Here is a 19,185-nt window from a genome sequence, read left to right on the forward strand (position 1 = left end):
AGCTGAAGGTCGTCGTCCTGCGCCCCGGCCCGGTGGACGCCCGGCGCCGGTCGCCCGCCCGGCCGGGGCCCGGTTCACGTCTCGGCGAGTGCGCCCGCGCGGGTGCGCCAGGGGATCCGGAAGGCGGTCGCCGTGACGATCAGGGCCGAGAACGCCACCGTGGCCATGCCCAGGGTCAGGCTCGTCGCGCTCGCCACGAAGCCGATCAGGGCCGGCCCGCCCAGCAGTCCGGTGGTGCCCATCGCGGCGACCAGGGCGAGGGCGTCCGAGCCGTGTCCGGCCGCCGCCACGTACACGCACGGCGTGACGGCGGCGGCCCCGAGGCCGACGCAGGCGAAGCCGAGGAGCGTCGGGACCACTCCCCCGGCGAGCAGGGCGAGGGCCAGGCCGACGGCGGCCACCGCGCTGCCGGTGCGCACCACGCGGCCGTCGCCCCAGCGGGTGCGCCAGCGGTCCGCGCACACCCGGGCCAGCAGCATCATCACGGAGACGACCGCGATGCCGAGCGGCGCGACGCTCGCCGACGCCTCGACGACGTCCTTCAGGTAGAGCGTCGACCAGTCGTTCATCGCGCCCTCGGTGATCGTGCCGAACGCCATGGCGCAGCCCATGAGGAGGGTCGTGCCGGAGGGCAGTCGGCGCCGGGCGCGCCGCTTGGGCCCGTCCTCGGCGGCGGGCCCCGGTTCCTCGTGCGCGAGCAGACCCGGCCGGGACCCGACGAGCAGGAGCAGCAGCAGCGCGCCCGCGACGGCGAAGTGGGCCGCGACGGAGCCGGTCAGCGCGGTGGCACCGGAGGCCAGCAGCGCGGCGGCGAGCAGACCGGCGCTGAAGGTGGCGTGCAGCTGGGACATGGCGGTGCGGTCGTATGCCTTCTCCAGCGCGGCGCCCTGCGCGTTCATGGCGACGTTCAGGCAGCCGACCGCGACCCCGTCGGCGGCCACGGCGAGCAGCGCCAGCGGGTAGTTCGGTACGGCGGACAGCGCGGCCAGTACGGCGATCAGGGCGGCCGCGGACATCAGGGACAGCCACCGTGAGCCGAACCGCCGCATCAGCACCGCGACCAGCGGGAAGGAGACCGCCGCGCCCGCCCCGCAGGCCATCAGCAGCAGCCCGACCTCGCCGGCGCCGAGGTCCAGCCGGGACTTCAGCGCGGGCAGGCGGGCGATCCAGGTGCCGTACTGGAAGCCGAGGAAGCAGAACAGCGCGGCGATCGACCACTTGGCGCGCGCGAAGGACGCCCCGGGCATCACACCGCCTCCCGGTCCGGCCGGACCGAGGTGGTCACCGGCGCCGACATGTAGACCGCGTCCCGGCCGTACTCCGGCGGGACGGTGGCCGACGGGTGGGCGCGGTAGCCGTGGGCGCGCCAGAACGGCTCCTTGTCGCCGACGGCGACCAGCGACAGGGTGGTGAAGCCGCGGGCGGCGGCCGTCGCGGTCAGGTGGCGCACCAGCCGGGTGCCGAGGCCCCGGCGGCGCAGCGGGGCGCTGACGACGATGTCGTGCAGGTGCAGGTTGGCGGTGTCGTGGACGGCCTGCTCCGGGCTGCCCAGCGCGGGGCAGCGGAAGCGCGGGTAGGGCAGGGCGAGGACGTAGCCGGCGAGCAGGCCGTCGTGTTCGAGGACGAAGCAGGTGCCGGCCGAGGCGCGGGCCCGGGAGCGGAGCAGGTCCTCGCCCTCGGCGAGGGAGAGGTCCGCGTACGCCTCGCTCTCCAGGGCGGCCAGCCGGGGCCAGTCGGCCTCGGTGATGCCCCGTATGAGGTCGTTCATGTCAGTGGAGTCCTTCCGGGCCGCGTACGCACACGCACGGCAGCGGGCGGATGCCGTTGAAGCCCTGGGTCGTGTAGCTGGGGGCGTAGGCGCCGGCGGAGCGGATCCACACCGGGTCGCCGGAGGCGAGGGTCCGGGGGACGGGCACCGGGTGCCGGCCGCCGCCGTAGGCGTCGTCGCTGTCGCAGGTGGGGCCCGCGACGACGGCGGGGACGTGTTCCTCGCTCTCCCGTCCCGGGAAGACCAGCGGGTGGGTGACCTGGTCCATCTCGTACAGCCCGTTGAACTTGCCCACGCTCAGGTACAGCCAGCGGGTGAGCCCGCCGTCCGGTCCGGTCCGCTCGGTGAGCCGCACCACGTGCGCGCGGATCGTCCCGTGGTCGGCGACCAGGTGCCGGCCCGGCTCCAGGAGGAACCGGAGCGGTGCGGCGGCCAGGCCGTTCAGGCGTTCCATGCCCTCGCGGAGCACGGCGAACATCTTGTCCAGCGGCGGTTCGAGCGGGATGCCGCGCCGGTCCAGATAGCCGAGCGCGGGCAGGCCGCCGCCGAGGTTGACGTGGTCCGGCACGATCCCCTGCCGGGCCAGTGCGAGCAGGGTCCCGGCGAGTGTGTCCAGGGCCTGCTGCCAGGCCTCGCCGGTCATCTGCTGGGAGCCGACGTGCACGGACAGTCCGGCCGGGACGAGGCCGGCGGCGCGGGCCGCGGCCATGATCCGGACGGCGTCGCCGGGTCCGCAGCCGAACTTGCGGTCCAGGCCCCACAGGGCGCCCTGGCCGCTGGTGGCCAGCCGGCAGAACACCCGGGCGCCGGGAGCGTGGGCGGCGATCGCGGCGACGTCTTCGAGGCTGTCGGTGGCGAACGTGCGGACACCCAGGCGGTGGGCCTCGGCGATGTCGTGGTCGGACTTGACGGTGTTGCCGTAGTGGACGCGGTCGGGCCGCGCCCCGGCGTCGAGCGCCTGCCGGATCTCGGCGGGGCTCGCGGTGTCGAAGCCCGCGCCGCGTTCCGCCAGGCAGTGCAGGACCTCGTCCACGGGACAGGCCTTGAGGGCGAAGCGGACCTCGGTGCCGGGGAGTTCCTTCAGGAGCGTGTCGTATTGGTGTTCTATGCCGGTGAGGTCGTAGACGATCCGGTCGGTTTCCTGTGGCCGGTCGCGCCGCTTCCCGGCGCTCATGGGCGGGCCGCCTCGATCAGTGCCGGCCATGCCTCGGCCAGGAAGGCGAAGTCCTCCATGTCCCGCGCCGCCTGGTTCAGCAGCTCCTCGCGTTCGGTGGCGAGCCGGTCGGCGAAGGCGGTGTATCTGCCGCCCAGTTTGCGGTAGGCCGTGTCCACTCGGTCCAGGCGCCAGACGTTCTCCGCGCGGTCCAGGGCCGTGCTCTCGCGCAGGAGCCGCACGATCCGGTCGGGGCGGACGCGGTGGCCGGGGTCCAGCAGGCCGGCGGGGCCTTCGGCGGCCATGCGGTCGTAGACGTGGTGGAAGTAGAGCATCGACAGCAGGAACTTCACGAACCGCCGCTGGTAGGCGGGGAAGCCGGTGTCGGTGCGGCGTTCGGGGGTGTGGAAGTTCTCGATGTGGCGGTTGTGCAGGATGCCGGGCAGGCCGGCGTCGTGGACGAGGTGCAGGAGGAAGTAGTCGCTGCCGATGGTGTCGGTGGCGGGCGGGAGCGGGACCCGCTCGTACACCGCGCGGTCGAAGGCGACGTTGCACATGTCGACGCGCATCGGGTCGACCACGGTGAGGGTCGAGTGGTCGCCGGTGAAGGGGTCGGTGCCCGCGCCCGTGAAGGACTCCTCCACCAGTGCGCGCCGGCGGTCCTCGGGCCAGTCGCCGGGCGCCCAGAGGCCGACCACGTCGTGGTAGACGCCGTCGTCCAGCCGCCGTATCTCCGCGATGTCCACGGAGAGCGCGCCGATGAAGGAGGCGCCGGCCAGCGACACCGGGCGGTGGGCCGGGACCGGGCCGAGGTCGGCGCGGGTGACGGCCGCCGAGGCCTCGGCGGCGGGCCGGCCGAGCCAGGGCAGCTCGTGGTGGACGGGGAACACCGGCTGTCCGGCGTGCACCTGGTAGGTGCTGTCGGAGTCCCTGCGGTGCACGGAGTGGCAGCCGAGCGCGGCGGCCAGCAGGAAGGCGCGGTTGGTGCAGGCGCCGTAGGAGACGGCGGGCGGGAGCATGAGGTCGAGCAGCCGGTCCGGCCCGGGCAGGCCGGAGCGCTGGATGATCCGGCGCAGCCGGGCGCGCTGGCGTTCCTCGTCGAGGTGGTGGACGCTCACGCCCGGCTCCGGCGGCAGGGCCGCGACGGTGCCGGCGTGCGCGGCCCGGGTGCGGTCGTCGGCGGAGTCCAGGATCAGCATCTGGACGTCGGCGCCGAAGTTCCGCGCGGCGTACGCCGCTTCGGCGTGCAGGGCGGTGATGGTGGCGGAGCAGGCGCGGTTGGTGGGCAGGGCGAGGCAGACGCGGTTCACCGGTCCCCTTCCGCGGCGGCCCAGGAGTCCAGCCCCAGCAGCTTGCGCCCCAGGCCGTTCAGTTCGGCGGTGCCGTAGCGCAGGGCTTCCGGCCTGCGGGCGTCGCCGAGCAGGGTAGCGTTCCAGTCGGGGGTGTCCAGGGTGCGCCAGGAGTGCACACGGGCCTCGCGCAGCGCGGTGTGCTCCTCCAGCGCGGGCATCATCGACAGGTACTGGACGGCTCGGACAGCGTTGTCGGAGAGGTTGGGCGCCACGCCGTGGGCGAGCATTCCGTTGAAGATCAGCAGGTCGCCGGGCTGGAGGTCGGGACGGATCACCGGGAACTCGGCGCGGTCGATCGCGGGCCGGACCGGGTCGCGGCCGGACGGCTGGGCGAGGCGCCACTCCTCGAAGCGGCGGAAGAGTTCGGGCGCGCACTGGAAGCCGCCGAGTTCGGGCCGGGTGCCGGTGAGCGCGATGATGCCCTGGACGCGCTGCGGCAGCACGGCGCGGGTGGAGTCGACGTCCCAGTGCAGCTCGATGTCGAAGCCCTCGTCGGTGGGTTCGATCAGGGAGCGCGAACGGGTGCGTATGTTGGGCGGGTTGAGGTTGAGCCGGTCCAGGGTGACCCACAGCTCGGGGCTGTCCCACACGTCCACGAAGGCGTCGTAGACCCGCTGGTTCTGCCGGCTGTCCCAGATCAGCTGGTGGTGGTAGGCCTCGACGAAGCCGTAGATGTACAGGTGCCGGTCGAGTTCGGAGCGGAACTCGGGTTCCTCGTACCAGGTGTCGGGGCGGTCGGGGTCGAGGCCCTGGAACTCCCAGGCGAAGTCGAGCAGGCCCTTGGCCTCGCCGGGGGTGATGGCCTCGCGGACGACGACGTAGCCGTAGTTCTGCCAGAAGGCGAAGTCCTTCTCGGACAGCACGCGCAGCGGCTCGGTCTTCTCCAGGTCGCGCAGCGGGGTCGGCGCGAGGTAGGTCTCGCCGTCGGCGCTGAAGTAGGGGCGGCCGGTCGCCGCTCGGTGGAGGTAGGGGGCGGGCTCGTGCATGTGTTCACACTCCGGGGTGATCGGGACGACAACACCTGCGGGTCGGACGTGAGACATGTGCCGGTGGCAAGCGTCAGGGCGCGAAAAGGCCACCGGTTCGCGGAAGAAGCACGGAGGACGGCCGCCCGCCGGGACGGCGGGCGGCCGGGAGGGGGAGGTCAGCCGGCCAGGACGGCCTCGGCGGCGGCCACGCCGCAGACACGGGCGGCGCCGTAGGTGGCGATGTGCGGGGCGCCGCGCGGCGGGGCCTGCGGCAGGCCCATCTCGACCACGACGGTGTCGGGCCGGGCGGCGAGCAGGGTGTCGAGCGCGGAGCGCATCCACGCGTGCCGGTGCTCGTCGCGGACCACGGCGACGACGCGGCGTCCGCCGGCCGCGGCGAGGGCGGCGGCTCCCGCGCCGTCGCCGGTGAAGGTGCCGGAGGCGCTGCCGGGCAGCAGCCGCTCCAGCTCGGCGGCGACACCCCAGGGGGTCTCGTCGCCGACGGCGATGTTCGGGGCCGGGTTGAACCGGGCGACGTACACCGGCCCGGTGACCGGTGCGGCGGCGCCGGCGCGGGTCACGGTCAGCGCGCGGCGGGCCGCGACCAGGCCGACGTGCGGATCGGGGTCGGTCCTGCGGGCGTCGTCGCGGTGCGCGGCGGTCCAGGCGGCCAGGTCGCGCACCCGGGCGGCGGCGTCGGCGAGCCGTTCCTCGGACAGTTCGCCGGAGCGTACGGCGGTGACGAGCGCGTCGCGCATGCCGAGCACGGTGTCCTCGTCGCACAGTCCGCCGCCCACGCAGATGGCGTCGGCGCCGGCCGCGATCGCGAGGACGACGCCCCGGTTCAGGCCGTAGGTGCCGGAGATGGCGCGCATCTCGATGCCGTCGGTGACGATCAGGCCCTGGTAGCCGAGTTCGCCGCGCAGCATGTCGGTGAGGATGCGCGGGGACAGGGTGCCGGGACGGTCCGGGTCGAGGGCCGGCACCAGGATGTGGGCGCTCATGACGGCCCGGGTGCCGGCGGCGATGGCCGCGCGGAACGGAGGCAGTTCGCGCTCGTAGAAGGTGTCGGCGTCGACGTCGATGCGCGGGATGGCGTGGTGGGAGTCGACGTTGGTGTCGCCGTGTCCGGGGAAGTGCTTGGTGCAGGCGGCGACGCCGGTGGACTGCAGGCCCTCGACCCAGGCGGCGGTGTGCCGGGCGACCAGGTCGGGGCTCGCGCCGAAGGAGCGGACGCCGATGACGGGGTTGTCCGGGTCGGCGTTGACGTCGGCGGAGGGCGCCCAGTCGAAGGTGACGCCGCAGGCGGCCAGGCGGCGGCCCAGTTCGCGGGCGACGGCCCGGGTGAGGCCGGGGTCGTCGACGGCGCCGAGGGCGTGGTTGCCGGGGAAGGAGGAGCCGGTGCGCACGTCGAGGCGGGTGACGTCGCCGCTCTCCTCGTCGATGGCGACCAGCAGGTCCTCGCGTCCGGCGCGCAGCTGCGCGGTGAGCGCGGTGACCTGGTCCTCGCTGACGACGTTGCGGCCGAACAGGGCGACGGAGGCCAGGCCCTCGTCGATGCGGCGGCGCACCCAGTCGGGGGCGGTGGTGCCGTCGAAGCCGGGCTGGAGCACCGCGAGGGCGTTGCGGGTGAGGGTGTCGGTGCCGGGGGCGATGGTGGTCATCGGGGCGTCATCCCTTCACGGCGCCGTCGGTCAGACCGCTGACGGCCTTGCGTTGCAGGAAGATGAAGAGGATCAGGATGGGCAGCGCGAAGAGGGACGAGGCGGCCATGGTGGCGCCCCAGTCGTCGCCGAAGGCGGTCTGGAACTGCGACAGCCACAGCGGCAGGGTCTGCTTCTCGGCGGACTTGTTGAGGATCAGGACGAGCGGGAACTCGTTCCAGGCGGTGATGAAGCCGAACAGCGAGGTCGCCATCAGGCCGGGCGCGAGCAGCGGGAAGATCACCTTGCGGAAGGCCTGCGTGCGGGTGCAGCCGTCGACCATCGCCGACTCCTCCAGCTCCTTGGGCACGGCGGCGATGTAGCCGCGCAGCGTCAGGATGGTCAGCGGCAGCACCATCATCGTGTAGAAGGCGGTGAGCGGGACCAGGCTGTCGAGCATGTCGTTGTCCCGGACGGTCATGTAGATGGCGATGATCAGGACCTCCCAGGGGGCCATCTGCGCCAGCATGAACGTCACGATGAGACCGCGCCGGCCCTTGAACCGCATCCGGGTCAGGGCGAAGGCCGCGAAGAGCGCGATGACGAGGGAGAACGCGACCGACAGGAGCGTGACGGTGACGGAGTTGAGGACCAGGGTCCAGAAGTGGTCGGCGTCGACGGCCGTCTTGAAGTGCTCCAGGGTGGCGTCGGTGGGGAACCACACCGGGTCGTCGGAGATGATGTCGCCGGTCGGCTTGAAGGCCGTGGCGAACATCCAGTACACGGGGAACACGAAGCCGACGAAGAGGACGACGGCGGTCGCGTTGGGCCAGATACGGCCGAAGAGCGAGCGCTTCATAGCTCGTCCTCCTCTTGCTTGAGCACCATGCGCAGGTAGTACGAGGTGATGGCGAGCAGCACCAGAATGGTCAGGAAGGAGATCGCCGCGCCGACTCCGAAGTGCTGGTTGCCGACGCCCTCCACATAGGCGTAGATCGGCAGGGTCTCGGTGAGGTGGTCCGGGCCGCCCTCGTTCATCGCGAAGATCTGCGGGAACGCCTTGAAGATCCAGATGACTTCGAGGAACGTCGTGGCGTACAGGAAGGGCCGCAGGAAGGGCAGGGTCACGGAGGTGAAGCCCTTCCAGGCGCCGGCGCCGTCCAGGGCGGCGGCCTCGTACAGCTCCCGGGGGATCGTGGTGGTGGCGGCGTAGAGGTTGATCGCCACGAAGGGGATGGACTGCCACACGAGCAGCAGGGTGACCACGGCGAAGGTGGAGAACTGGGTCTGGAGCCAGTTGTGGTCGGCCATGGAGTGCCAGCCGAGCTTGTCCAGGACCCAGTTGACGACGCCGAAGCGCTGGGCGAACAGCCACTTGTAGACGGTGGTGGCCGCGATGATCGGCATGGCCCAGGCGAGCACGAGGCCGATCAGGAGCAGCAGCCGCATCCGCTTGCCGAGGCGGGCGAGCAGCAGTCCGGTCAGGGTGCCGAGCGTCATGATCAGTACGACGTTGACGGCGGTGAAGACGACGGAGCGCTCGACGACGCGCCAGAACTCCCCGGCGGACAGCACCTCCTGGTAGTTGTCGACGCCGTTCCACTCGGTGAGGTGCTGGATGAGCTGCCGCGGGTTCAGGTTCTGGAACGACAGCAAGCCGTTCTTCAGCAGCGGCCAGCCGAGCAGCACCAAGGTGGCCAGCAGCGCGGGCAGCAGGAGCAGGTAGGGGGCGGCGGCGCGGCGCCGGGACGGGGCCCCGAGGGTGCGGTCGTCACCTCGTGGCGAGGCCGGCACCCGGGCCTTGCGGACAGCGGGCTCCCCGGCCGTGTCCGTGCCTTCGGTCTGCACTGACATGAGTTGCCATCTCTTCCGTGGCCGTACGAAACACCGGGGCCGTACCCGTGGCACGGCACCGGCGCGGGCCGGGGGCGCCGGCTCGCGGCACCCCCGGCACGGTGATCAGTTCTCCTGGGCCAGGCGCTTGTTGATCTCGCCTTCGACCTGCTTGGCGGCCTCGGCCGGGGACTTACCGTTCAGCACGGAGGTCATGTAGGACTTGATCGGGTTGGGGTTGTTCTCCACCGCGCCCCACGCGGGGATCAGCGGGGTGGTGCCGCCGACCGCGGCGCCCGGGGCGATGGCCTCGGCGACGAGGTTGCCCTTCAGGTTGGACTCCAGCGCCTTCTTGTTCGGGATGACGCCGTTGAGCTTGGCCAGTTCGCCCTCGTACTGGTCGGACAGGGCGATCTTCAGGAACTCCTTGGCCAGTTCCTGCTTCTTGCTGCCCGCGGCGACGGCGAGGTTGGAGCCGCCGAGGAAGACGCTCTCGGGCTTGGCCGCGGTCTCGCCGGGGATGGGGAAGTAACCGAGGTCCTTCTCGATGTCCTTGTTGGCGGCGACCGCCGTGGCGGCCTCCCAGCCCATGCCGATGAAGGCACCGGTCTTGCCGTTGGCGAACACCTCGCCCTGCTGCGGGGTGGCCTCGTCCTTGTCCTTGGGCGCCTTGGAGTAGGAGGCGTACTTCTTGTAGATCTCCATGGCCTTGGCGACCTTGGGGTCACCGAGGTTGGAGACGTACTTGTCGCCCTGCTTCTTCACCAGGTCGGCGCCCTGGCCGAGGGTCAGGCCGTCGAAGAAGTACCAGTTCTGGCCGGGCATGTAGATCGGCTCGGCCTCGGTCTTCTTGCCGATGGTCTCGAGGTCCTTGAAGAACTCGTCCCGGGTCTTGGGAATGTCCTTGATGCCGGCCTCGGCCCAGATCTTCTTGTTGTAGACGACCACGCGGCTGGTGAAGAACCAGGGCGCGGCGTACTGCTTGCCGTCGTAGACGGAGGACTCGGAGACCGCCGGCGTCCAGTCGGTGCCGATCTCCTTCTTCAGGTCGTCCAGTTCGGCGAGACCGCCGGTGGCCGCGTAGGCCGGGGTCTGGGTGTTGCCGACCTCGATCACGTCCGGCGGGGTGGACTCGGAGAGAGCGGTGGTGATCTTCTGCTGGATCCCGTCCCACTTCTGCGTCTCGAACTTCACCTTGGCGCCGGTCTTCTTCTCGAACGCGGCGGAGACGTCCTTGACCCACTGGTCCGGGGTGGAGCCGTCCATCGCCCAGACGGTGAGCGTCTCGCCCTTGAAGCTGTCCGGTCCCGCCTTCTTGCCCTCGTCGCCGTCGTCCCCTCCGCACGCCGACACGGAGACCATCATGCCCGCGATCACGATCGCGGCCGCAAGCTTGCGCTTCACGCCACCCTCCTCAGGGATGCCACTAACCCCCCACGCCCTCGGCGGTGACCTGCGTACGACGCTGTTGCACGTAGGGCTCGGGACCTGGCCACTAATGGTGTAGACCAGTACGGTGGAGCTTGGCCTAGACCTTTTGGAGTGTCAAGGGTGGTTCGGGAAGCCGGTCCCGGCCGTTACGAGAAAGTCACCGGAGCGCGTCCCTCCGCGTTCCGCCCCTTTCGCCCGGACCGTTCAGTTGGACTAGACCATACGGGAGTTGGTCGCTATAACGGGAGCCCATCGACACAGCCGGGAAGGCAGGCATGACCACCGACGTCAGCAGCGCCCATCCGCACCGGGGGGCGCCCGGCCGCACCGCGCGGGTGCCGAAGTACTACCGGATCAAGCAGCAGCTCCTGACGATGGCCGAAGCACTGCAACCCGGATCGGTCATGCCCGCCGAACGGCTGCTCGCCGTCCGGTTCGACACCTCACGGACCACCGTGCGGCAGGCCCTGCAGGAACTCGTCGGCGAGGGCCGGCTCGACCGGATCCAGGGCAAGGGCACCTTCGTCGCGCAGCCCAAGCTGTACCGCACGCTCCAGCTCACCTCGCACACCGAGGACATGCGCGCGCAGGGCCTCACCCCGGCCTCGCAGGTGCTGGACATCGGGGAGGTGCCGGCCGACGGGCACCTGGCGGGCCTGCTCGGCATCGGGACCGGCGAACGGGTGCTGCGCATCGAGCGGCTGCGGCTGGCCAGCGGCGACCCGATGGCCATCGAGACCACCCATCTGTCCGTGCGGCGCTTTCCCGGCCTGCGCCGCTCCCTGGACACCTACCCCTCGCTGTACACGGCGCTCGCCGAGGTCTACGGCGTCCATCTGGCCGAGGCCGACGAGACCATCGAAACCTCGCTGTCCACTCCGCGCGAGGCGCAGCTGCTGGCCACCGACGTGGGGCTGCCGATGCTGCTGCTGTCCCGGCACTCGCGGGACGCGGAGGGCACGCCGGTGGAGTGGGTGCGCTCGGTCTACCGCGGCTCCCGCTACAAGTTCGTCGCCGCCCTGCGCCGGCCGGGCGGCACGGTGGTCCGGCGCAGGGCGGCCCCGCCGGAGGGGGACGGGCTCTGATCCGGCGGGGAGCGGGCCTCAGCCCGTAACGAGCGTGACGTCCCGCTCCGACTCCGCGTGGAAGACCGGCAGCACGATGATGCCCGAGGGGCGCAGCTCCAGGCCGGTGGCCTGCACCCGCGCCGTCCCCGGCTTCAGCGTCTGCCCGTAGGGCTTGCCGGAGTTCTGCCAGCGGTGCTCGACGCCGTCGCAGCGGGCGGCGCTGCCGCCGATGCCCTGCCGGTCGGCGGTGTCGCCCTGGCCGACCGAGGAGCCGATGAACGCCGGGCCGGTGGCGCCGGAGCAGCGGTAGCTGCCGGACAGCGTGACCGTGCCGTCGGCAGCGATCCGGCCGGTCGCGTCGACGGTGACGTACTCGCCGGGTGCGGCGGCGGCCGGACCGGCGGCGGCGCACAGCAGGGCCGCGGCACCGGCGGCGGCGAGGAGGGAACGGCGGACGGGCATGGGATACCTCCCGGTTTCCAGGGGCTGAGGGCTTCCACTGGTACCGGGCGGCCGGGCCGGCGGGCGTGACCGTCACCCCTACGGTGGCGCGTCCATGCTCCTGACGGTTGTGCCGGCGACCGGCGGATCAGGGCAGTACGGCGAACCCGTCCAGCTCCACCAGCGCCCGCTCGTCCCACAGCCGTACGACCTGGACGACGGCCATCGCCGGGTAGTCGCGGCCCGCCGACTCCCGCCAGATCCGGCCCAGTTCGCGGGCGTGGGCGCGGTAGGCGGCGAGGTCCGTGGCGTAGACGGTGACCCGGGCCAGGTCGGCGGGGGTGCCGCCGGCCGCGCGCAGGGCGGCGAGGAGGTTGCCGAGGGCCCTGCCGAACTGCTCGGGCAGCGTCTCGCCGGTGATCGTGCCGCCGGCGTCCAGGGCGGTCTGGCCGGCCAGGAACACCACCCGGGAGCCGGTGGCGACGACGGCGTGGCTGAAGCCGGCGGGCGGGGACAGCCCGGGCGGGTTGACGCGTTCGGCCGTCATCGGGCCTCCTCGGCGGCCGTGGCGTACAACTCCTTGGCGATGATGCCCCGCTGCACCTCGCTGGCCCCTTCGTAGATGCGCGGCGCGCGCACCTCGCGGTACAGGTGTTCCAGGAGGTGACCGCGGCGCAGGGCGCACGCGCCGTGCAGCTGGACGGCGGTGTCGACGACGTACTGCGCGGTCTCGGTGGCGAGCAGCTTGGCCATCGCGGCCCGCCGGGGCACGCCGTCGGCCCCCGCGTCGTACGCCGAGGCCGCCGCGTACACCATCAGCCGGGCCGCCTCGGTGCGCAGGGCCATCTCGGCGACCTGGTGGGACACGGCCTGGAGGTCGCGCAGGGTGCCGCCGAACGCCTCGCGCCGGCCGGTGTGCTCCACGGTCGCCTCCAGCGCGGCCTGGGCCATGCCGACCGCGAAGGCGCCGACGCTGGGGCGGAAGAGGTTGAGGGTGGCCATGGCGACGGCGAAGCCGCGGTCCGCCTCGCCGAGCAGGTCGGCGACGGTCACGGGCACGGCGTCGAAGCGCAGCTCGCCAACGGGGTGCGGTGCGAGCATCTCCAGCGGACGGCCGGTGAGTCCGGGCCGGTCGGCCGGGACGAGGAAGGCGGTCACCCCGCGGGCCTTGGCACCGGGTGTGGTGCGGGCGAAGACGGTGTAGAAGTCGGCCTCGGGGGCGTTGGAGATCCAGCACTTGACGCCGGTGAGCCGCCAGCCGTCGCCGTCCGGCTCGGCGGCGAGGGACAGCGCCGCCGCGTCCGAGCCGGCGCCGGGCTCGCTGAGCGCGAAGGCGGCGACCGCGCTGCCGTCGGCGACCCGGGGCAGCCAGCGCGCCCGCTGGGCCGGGGTGCCGTGGGCGTGCACCGGATGCGCGCCGAGGCCCTGGAGGGCGAGGGCGGTCTCGGCCTCGGTGCAGCCCTGCGCGAGCGACTCCCGCATCAGGCACAGGTCCAGTGCTCCGGAGTCGAACAACCGGGCGAGCAGGCCGAGTCGGCCGAGTTCGGCGAGCAGCGGCCGGTTGACGCGGCCGGGTGTGCCCCGGTCCGCGAACGGGCGCAGCCGCCCGGCGGCCAGCGCGCGCAGCTCGGCGCACCAGACGGCCTGCTCCGGCGCGAGTGCGAATGCGGACACGGCCGTTCCTCCCTCCGGGGCGGGCCTCGGCACCCTCGGCCGCCCACCCCTTGACGGTATCGCGAGCCGTTGACTGCCGTCACCAAGGCGATACGCTGGGTGTCCCCCTCCGGGGGAGCGCGAGCCCACCAGGAAGCCCGTTCGGGCGGCCGGCCCGGACCTCCGTCACGGCAAGGGGGCGCACCGCCATGCATCTCTCCGCCCATGTCGACACGTTCGCGCGCGACCATCTGCCCCCGCCGCACGAATGGCCCGAGCTGCGGTTCGACCTGCCGGAACTGCGCTATCCCGCCCGGCTGAACTGCGCCGCGGAACTGCTGGACCACGCCGAGGAGTCGCGCCCGGTGTTCCGCACCGCGGCCGGCCCCGCCTGGACCTACGGCGAACTGCGCGCCCGCGTGGACCGGATCGCGCATGTGCTCACCGGCGCGCTGGGCGTGGTCCCGGGCAACCGGGTGCTGCTGCGCGGCCCCACCACGCCGTGGCTGGCCGCCTGCTGGCTGGCCGTGCTGAAGGCGGGCGCGGTCGCGGTCACCGTGCTGGCCCGGCAGCGCCCGCAGGAGCTGGCGGCCATGTGCGCGATCGCCCGGATCGGGCACGCGCTGTGCGACATCCGGTCGGTGGAGGACCTGGCCAGGGCGGCCGTACCGGGGCTGCGCGTCACGACGTACGGCGGTGACGGCCCCGACGACCTGTTGCGCCGCCCGGCCCCGGCCGGCCCCTACCCGGCGGTGGACACCGCCGCCGACGACGTCGCCCTGATCGCGTTCACCTCGGGCACCACGGGCCGACCGAAAGGGTGCATGCACTTCCACCGGGATGTGCTGGCGACAGCCGACACGTTCTCACGTCATGTGGTGCGGCCCCATGAGGACGATGTCTTCGCCGGCAGTCCCCCGCTCGGCTTCACCTTCGGCCTCGGCGGGCTGGTGATCTTCCCGATGCGCGCCGGCGCCAGCAGCCTCCTGCTCGAACAGGCGGGCCCCCGGCAACTGCTGCCCGCCGTCGCCGCGCACCGCGTCTCGGTGCTGTTCACCGCGCCGACCGCCTACCGGGCGATGCTGCGGGACCTGGACGGCCACGACCTCTCCTCCCTCAGACGCTGTGTGTCGGCCGGCGAGAACCTGCCCGCGGCCACCTGGCACGCCTGGCACGAGCGGACGGGCCTGCGCCTGATCAACGGCATCGGCTCCACCGAGCTACTGCACATCTTCCTGTCCGCCGCCGACGAGCACGTCCGGCCCGGCACCACGGGCCTGCCGGTGCCCGGCTGGCAGGCCCGCGTCCAGGACGCCGACGGCCGGCCCGTGCCCGACGGCGAACCCGGGCTGCTGGCCGTGCGCGGCCCCGTCGGCTGCCGCTATCTCGCCGACCCGCGGCAGCGGGAGTACGTGCGCGGCGGCTGGAACATCACCGGCGACACCTGCGTCCGCGACCGGAGCGGCTACTTCCGCTATGTGGCCCGCGCCGACGACATGATCGTCTCCGCCGGATACAAGATCGCGGGACCGGAGGTGGAGGACGTGCTGCTGCGCCATCCCGACGTGGTCGAGGCGGCGGTCGTCGGCCGCCCCGACGAGGCCCGCGGCCAGGTGGCCGTCGCCTACACGGTGCTGCGCCCCGGCGCCCGGCGCGACCCGGAGGCGCTGCGCGCGTTCCTCACCGCCGAACTGGCCCCCTACAAATGTCCGCGCGCGTTCGTCTTCCTCGACGCGCTGCCCCGCACGGCCACCGGCAAGGTGCAGCGGTTCCGGCTGCGCACCGGAGGTGACCAGCAGTGATGCCGACGACCTAAAATGATCAACGTGTCCGAGCAGCACGCCCCCAGGTCCCTCATCGTCACGCTCTACGGCGCGTACGGCCGCTCCATGCCCGGCCCGGTGCCCGTCGCCGAGCTGATCCGGCTGCTGGCCGCCGTCGGCGTGGACGCCCCCTCCGTACGCTCCTCGGTGTCCCGGCTCAAGCGGCGCGGTCTGCTGCTGCCGGCCCGCGCCGAGTCCGGCGCGGCCGGATACGCGCTGTCCGCCGAGGCACGCCAGTTGCTGGACGACGGCGACCGGCGCATCTACGCGGGCACTCCCGTGGCGGACGAGGGCTGGGTGCTCGCGGTGTTCTCGGTGCCCGAGTCGGAGCGGCAGAAGCGGCACGTGCTGCGTTCCCGGCTGGCCGGCCTCGGCTTCGGCACCGCGGCGCCGGGCGTGTGGATCGCGCCGGCGCGGCTGTACGAGGAGGCGGAGCACAGCCTGCGCCGGCTGCGGCTGGACGCGTACGTGGACTTCTTCCGCGGCGAGCACCTGGGCTTCGCGCCCACGGCCGAGGCGGTGGCCCGCTGGTGGGACCTGTCCGCGATCGCCAAGGAGCACGAGCGCTTCCTGGACCGGCACGAGCCGGTGCTGCGGGCCTGGTCCCGCCGCTCGGACACCCCGCCGGAGGAGGCCTACCACGACTACCTCCTCGCCCTGGACTCCTGGCGCCACCTGCCCTACACCGACCCGGGCCTGCCCACCCGCCTGCTCCCGCCCGGCTGGCCCGGCGTCCGCTCGGCGGAGGTCTTCCGGGGCCTGCACGAACGCCTGCGGGACGCGGGAGCGCGGTTCGCGGGACTGTGAGGACGTCTCAACTCTCCAGTGAAAGACGCGGTTTGGGGGCGTCGGTGCGGCCGGTGCGCGGAGGTCGGCTGCCCGCGCGGTAGGGGGCGGGCCAGGGGGCGCCGGGGCCGTCGTAGCCCTGCTCGGCCGCCGCGTGCAGGGTCCAGTGCGGGTCGTACAGGTGCGGGCGGGCCAGGGCGCACAGGTCCGTGCGGCCCGCCAGGATCAGCGAGTTGACGTCGTCCCAGGAGGAGATCGCGCCGACCGCGATGACCGGGAGGCGGACCTCGTGCCGGATCCGGTCGGCGAACGGCGTCTGGTACGACCGTCCGAACTCCGGCCGTTCCTCTGACACCACCTGCCCGGTGGAGACGTCGATGGCGTCGGCACCGTGCGCGGCGAAGGCGCGGGCGATCTCCACGGCGTCCTCCGCGCTCGTCCCGCCGTCGGCCCAGTCGGTGGCCGAGATCCGGACGGTCATCGGCCGTTCGGCCGGCCACACCCCGCGGACGGCGTCGAAGACCTCCAGCGGGAAGCGCAGGCGCCGCTCGGGCGAGCCGCCGTAGGCGTCGGTGCGGCGGTTGGTGAGCGGGGAGAGGAAACCGGAGAGCAAGTAGCCGTGGGCGCAGTGCAGTTCGAGCAGGTCGAAGCCGGCCCGTGCGGCGCGCCAGGCGGCCGCCGTGAACTGCTCGCGGATATCGGTGAGCTGGGCCCGGGACAGCTCGCGCGGTATCTGGCTGCCCGGTCTGTACGGCAGCGGGGACGCGGCGACGAGCGGCCAGTTGCCGGTGGACAGCGGCTCGTCCATGCCCTCCCACATCAGCTTCGTGGACCCCTTGCGGCCCGAGTGCCCGAGCTGGACGCCGATCGCGGTGCCCGGGGACTGGCGGTGCACGAAGTCGGTGACGCGCCGCCACGCCTCGGCCTGCCGTCCGGTGTAGAGGCCGGCGCAGCCCGGCGTGATCCGGCCCTCCGGGCTGACGCACACCATCTCCGTCATCACCAGGCCGGCCCCGCCGAGCGCGCGGGCGCCCAGGTGGACGAGGTGGAAGTCGCCGGGGACGCCGTCGGCGGCCGAGTACATGTCCATCGGCGACACCACGACCCGGTTGCGCAGGGTCAGGCCGCGCAGCCGGAACGGGGTGAACATCGGGGGTGTGCCGGGCGGGCAGCCGAACTCGCGCTCCACGGACTCGGTGAAGCGCGCGTCGCGCACCCGCAGGTTGCCGTGGGTGACGCGGCGGGAGCGGGTGAGCAGGTTGAAGGCGAACTGGCGGGGCGGCTGGCGCAGGTACAGCCGGAGGTTCTCGAACCACTCCAGGCTGGCCCGGGCGGCCCGCTGGGTGGAGGCGACGACGGGCCTGCGCTCCTCCTCGTAGGCCGCGAGCGCGTCCGGCACGTCCGGCCGCTCCGCCAGGCAGGCGGCGAGGGCGAGGGCGTCCTCGACGGCGAGTTTGGTGCCGGAGCCGATGGAGAAGTGCGCGGTGTGCGCGGCGTCGCCCAGGAGGACCACGTTGCCGTGCGACCAGCGGTCGTTGACGACCGTACGGAAGGTGGTCCAGACGGAGTTCCCGGAGCGCAGCGGACGGCCGCCCAGGGCGTCGGAGAAGAGCTTGGCGCAGCGCTCGGCGGACTCGCGCGGGGTGAGTTCGCCGTATCCCGCGGCCCGCCAGACCTCCTCGCGCATCTCGATGATGACGGTGGAGGCGCCGCATTGATCCTGCGGCCCGGAGGGCCTCGTCGAGGGGTGGTGGTCGGGAGACGGGCGGGCGTAGGGGTAGCCGTGCAGCTGGGTCACGCCGTGCTCGGTCTCGGCGATCTCGAAGCGGAAGGCGTCGAAGGCGAAGTCCGCGGCGAGCCAGATGTAGCGGCAGTGGTGTGCGGCCACATGGGGGCGGAACACATGGGCGTAGGTCTCGCGGGTGGCGCTGTGCACACCGTCGGCCGCGATGACGAGGTCGTACTCGGCGGAGAGGATGTCCGGGTGGGGGGCCTCGGTGCGGAAGCGGATCCGTACGCCGAGGGAGTGGCAGCGCCGGTGCAGGATCCGAAGGAGCCGGTGGCGGCCGAGCGCGGCGAAGCCGTGGCCGCCGGAGCGGTGACGTGTCCCCCGGTACACGATGTCGATGTCGTCCCAGCGGACGAGGTCCCGCCGCAAGGCTTCGTGGACGACGGGGTCGCCGTGTTCGATGCCGCCGAGTGTCTCGTCGGAGAGGACCACGCCGAAGCCGAAGGTCTCGTCGGGCGCGTTGCGTTCCCAGACGGTGATGTCGCGGGCCGGGTCGAGGCGTTTGAGGAGGGCCGCGGCGTACAGTCCTCCGGGGCCGCCGCCGATGACCGCCACGCGCAGGGGGTGGTGCGTCGTCGGCGGGCGCGGGCCGTCCGCGGCTGGTCGCGCCCCTGAGGCGGGTGTCCCCGAGGTCGGCATCCGGCTCACCTCCCCCGCCACTTCGGCGCGCGCTTCTCCGTGAAAGCCGTGTGGAACTCCGCGTAGTCCTCGCCGGTCATCAGCAGGGCCTGGGTGGCGGCGTCCAGCTCGACCGAGGCCGCCAGGGGCATGTCCAGCTCGGCCGTGAGCAGGGCCTTGGTCTGGGCGTGGGCCAGGGCCGGGCCGTCGGCCAGGCGGCGGGCCAGGGCGGCGGCGGCCTCGTCGGCCCGGCCCTCCTCGGCCAGCTCGCTGATCAGGCCGATCCGCTCGGCCTCGGGGGCCCGCACCGGGTCGCCCAGCATGAGCAGGCGGGTGGCGTGGCCGAGGCCGACGACCCGGGGCAGCAGATAGGCCGCCCCCATGTCGCCGCCGGACAGGCCGACCCGGGTGAAGAGGAACGCGAACCGGGCCGAGGGGTCGGCGACCCGGAAGTCCGCCGCGAGGGCGAGGACCGCGCCGGCGCCGGCCGCCACGCCGTGCACCGCGGCGATCACCGGGAAGGGGCACTCGCGGATCGCCCGCACCACCTGCCCGGTCATCCGGTTGAAGTCGAGCAGCCGGGCGGTGTCCATGGCGAGGGTGGCGCCGATGATCTCGTCCACGTCGCCGCCGGAGCAGAAGCCGCGGCCCTCCCCGGCCAGTACCAGGGCCCGTACCGCGCGCTCCCGGGACAGCTCGGCGAGCAGGTCGCGCAGGTCGGCGTAGGCACCGAAGGTGAGGGCGTTGAGTTTCTCGGGGCGGGCCAGGGTGACGGTGGCGACCTGGTCGGCGATCCGCACCCGCAGATGCTCCCAGTCGGCCGTGCGGGCGGCCGAGCCGGTGAAGGGACTCATGGCGCG

At 73.0% G+C, this 19,185-nt stretch carries 17 protein-coding genes; 3 read left to right on the forward strand and 14 right to left on the reverse strand.

From position 1 onward, the window contains the following. Window positions 1-74: 74 nt before the first annotated feature. The 9 genes from SCK26_RS09170 to SCK26_RS09210 all read right to left on the reverse strand — a co-directional run bounded on the left by SCK26_RS09170 (window position 75) and on the right by SCK26_RS09210 (window position 10,121). On the reverse strand, window positions 75-1,247 hold the full coding sequence (locus SCK26_RS09170; protein ID WP_318200784.1) for an MFS transporter: 1,173 nt from the start codon (window positions 1,245-1,247) through the stop codon (window positions 75-77). Next, window positions 1,247-1,768 (reverse strand): GNAT family N-acetyltransferase, encoded by a 522-nt coding sequence (locus SCK26_RS09175; protein ID WP_318200785.1) that lies wholly within the window; start codon window positions 1,766-1,768, stop codon window positions 1,247-1,249. Before SCK26_RS09175 ends, SCK26_RS09170 begins: the two co-directional genes overlap by 1 nt. Window position 1,769: 1 nt before the next feature. Then, entirely contained in the window at window positions 1,770-2,942 is a 1,173-nt protein-coding gene (locus tag SCK26_RS09180) for a type III PLP-dependent enzyme (RefSeq protein ID WP_318200786.1), read from the reverse strand. Further along, complete coding sequence (locus SCK26_RS09185; protein WP_318200787.1) at window positions 2,939-4,231, reverse strand: DUF6271 family protein; 1,293 nt, start codon at window positions 4,229-4,231, stop codon at window positions 2,939-2,941. Before SCK26_RS09185 ends, SCK26_RS09180 begins: the two co-directional genes overlap by 4 nt. After that, on the reverse strand, window positions 4,228-5,259 hold the full coding sequence (locus SCK26_RS09190) for a phytanoyl-CoA dioxygenase family protein (RefSeq protein ID WP_318200788.1): 1,032 nt from the start codon (window positions 5,257-5,259) through the stop codon (window positions 4,228-4,230). Before SCK26_RS09190 ends, SCK26_RS09185 begins: the two co-directional genes overlap by 4 nt. A gap of 158 nt (window positions 5,260-5,417) precedes the next feature. After that, entirely contained in the window at window positions 5,418-6,905 is a 1,488-nt protein-coding gene (locus tag SCK26_RS09195) for a glycoside hydrolase family 3 protein (RefSeq protein WP_318200789.1), read from the reverse strand. Between the two features lie 7 nt (window positions 6,906-6,912). Beyond that, on the reverse strand, window positions 6,913-7,743 hold the full coding sequence (locus SCK26_RS09200) for a carbohydrate ABC transporter permease (protein WP_318200790.1): 831 nt from the start codon (window positions 7,741-7,743) through the stop codon (window positions 6,913-6,915). After that, entirely contained in the window at window positions 7,740-8,738 is a 999-nt protein-coding gene (locus SCK26_RS09205) for a carbohydrate ABC transporter permease (RefSeq protein ID WP_318200791.1), read from the reverse strand. The genes SCK26_RS09200 and SCK26_RS09205 overlap by 4 nt, the downstream gene beginning before the upstream one ends. Before the next feature lie 105 nt (window positions 8,739-8,843). Beyond that, window positions 8,844-10,121, reverse strand: coding sequence for an extracellular solute-binding protein (locus SCK26_RS09210; RefSeq protein WP_318200792.1), 1,278 nt, complete (start codon window positions 10,119-10,121; stop codon window positions 8,844-8,846). A 302-nt stretch (window positions 10,122-10,423) separates the two neighbouring features. On the opposite strand from SCK26_RS09210, the gene SCK26_RS09215 reads away from it, so the two are divergent. Beyond that, on the forward strand, window positions 10,424-11,233 hold the full coding sequence (locus tag SCK26_RS09215; RefSeq protein ID WP_318200793.1) for a GntR family transcriptional regulator: 810 nt from the start codon (window positions 10,424-10,426) through the stop codon (window positions 11,231-11,233). Window positions 11,234-11,251: 18 nt separating this feature from the next. On the opposite strand, the gene SCK26_RS09220 is transcribed toward SCK26_RS09215, so the two are convergent. The 3 genes from SCK26_RS09220 to SCK26_RS09230 form a co-directional block, all read right to left on the reverse strand. Further along, a complete protein-coding gene (locus tag SCK26_RS09220; protein WP_318200794.1) occupies window positions 11,252-11,677 on the reverse strand; it encodes a DUF6299 family protein in 426 nt (141 codons plus the stop codon). A 127-nt stretch (window positions 11,678-11,804) separates the two neighbouring features. Continuing rightward, entirely contained in the window at window positions 11,805-12,203 is a 399-nt protein-coding gene (locus SCK26_RS09225; protein WP_318200795.1) for a RidA family protein, read from the reverse strand. Then, a complete protein-coding gene (locus tag SCK26_RS09230) occupies window positions 12,200-13,330 on the reverse strand; it encodes an acyl-CoA dehydrogenase family protein (protein ID WP_318200796.1) in 1,131 nt (376 codons plus the stop codon). The genes SCK26_RS09225 and SCK26_RS09230 overlap by 4 nt, the downstream gene beginning before the upstream one ends. 188 nt (window positions 13,331-13,518) lie before the next feature. On the opposite strand from SCK26_RS09230, the gene SCK26_RS09235 reads away from it, so the two are divergent. Continuing rightward, window positions 13,519-15,111: an AMP-binding protein gene (locus SCK26_RS09235; RefSeq protein WP_318200797.1), complete on the forward strand. Its 1,593-nt coding sequence runs from the start codon at window positions 13,519-13,521 to the stop codon at window positions 15,109-15,111. 15 nt (window positions 15,112-15,126) lie between these two features. Continuing rightward, a complete protein-coding gene (locus SCK26_RS09240) occupies window positions 15,127-15,939 on the forward strand; it encodes a PaaX family transcriptional regulator C-terminal domain-containing protein (protein WP_318200798.1) in 813 nt (270 codons plus the stop codon). A gap of 7 nt (window positions 15,940-15,946) precedes the next feature. On the opposite strand, the gene SCK26_RS09245 is transcribed toward SCK26_RS09240, so the two are convergent. Then, window positions 15,947-18,346, reverse strand: coding sequence for a bifunctional salicylyl-CoA 5-hydroxylase/oxidoreductase (locus SCK26_RS09245; protein ID WP_412080724.1), 2,400 nt, complete (start codon window positions 18,344-18,346; stop codon window positions 15,947-15,949). Window positions 18,347-18,351: 5 nt separating this feature from the next. Continuing rightward, window positions 18,352-19,179: an enoyl-CoA hydratase family protein gene (locus SCK26_RS09250; protein ID WP_318200799.1), complete on the reverse strand. Its 828-nt coding sequence runs from the start codon at window positions 19,177-19,179 to the stop codon at window positions 18,352-18,354. Between the last annotated feature and the right edge of the window lie 6 nt (window positions 19,180-19,185).

The organism is Streptomyces sp. SCL15-4 (assembly GCF_033366695.1).
In the GTDB taxonomy this organism is placed as follows: Bacteria; Actinomycetota; Actinomycetes; order Streptomycetales; family Streptomycetaceae; genus Streptomyces.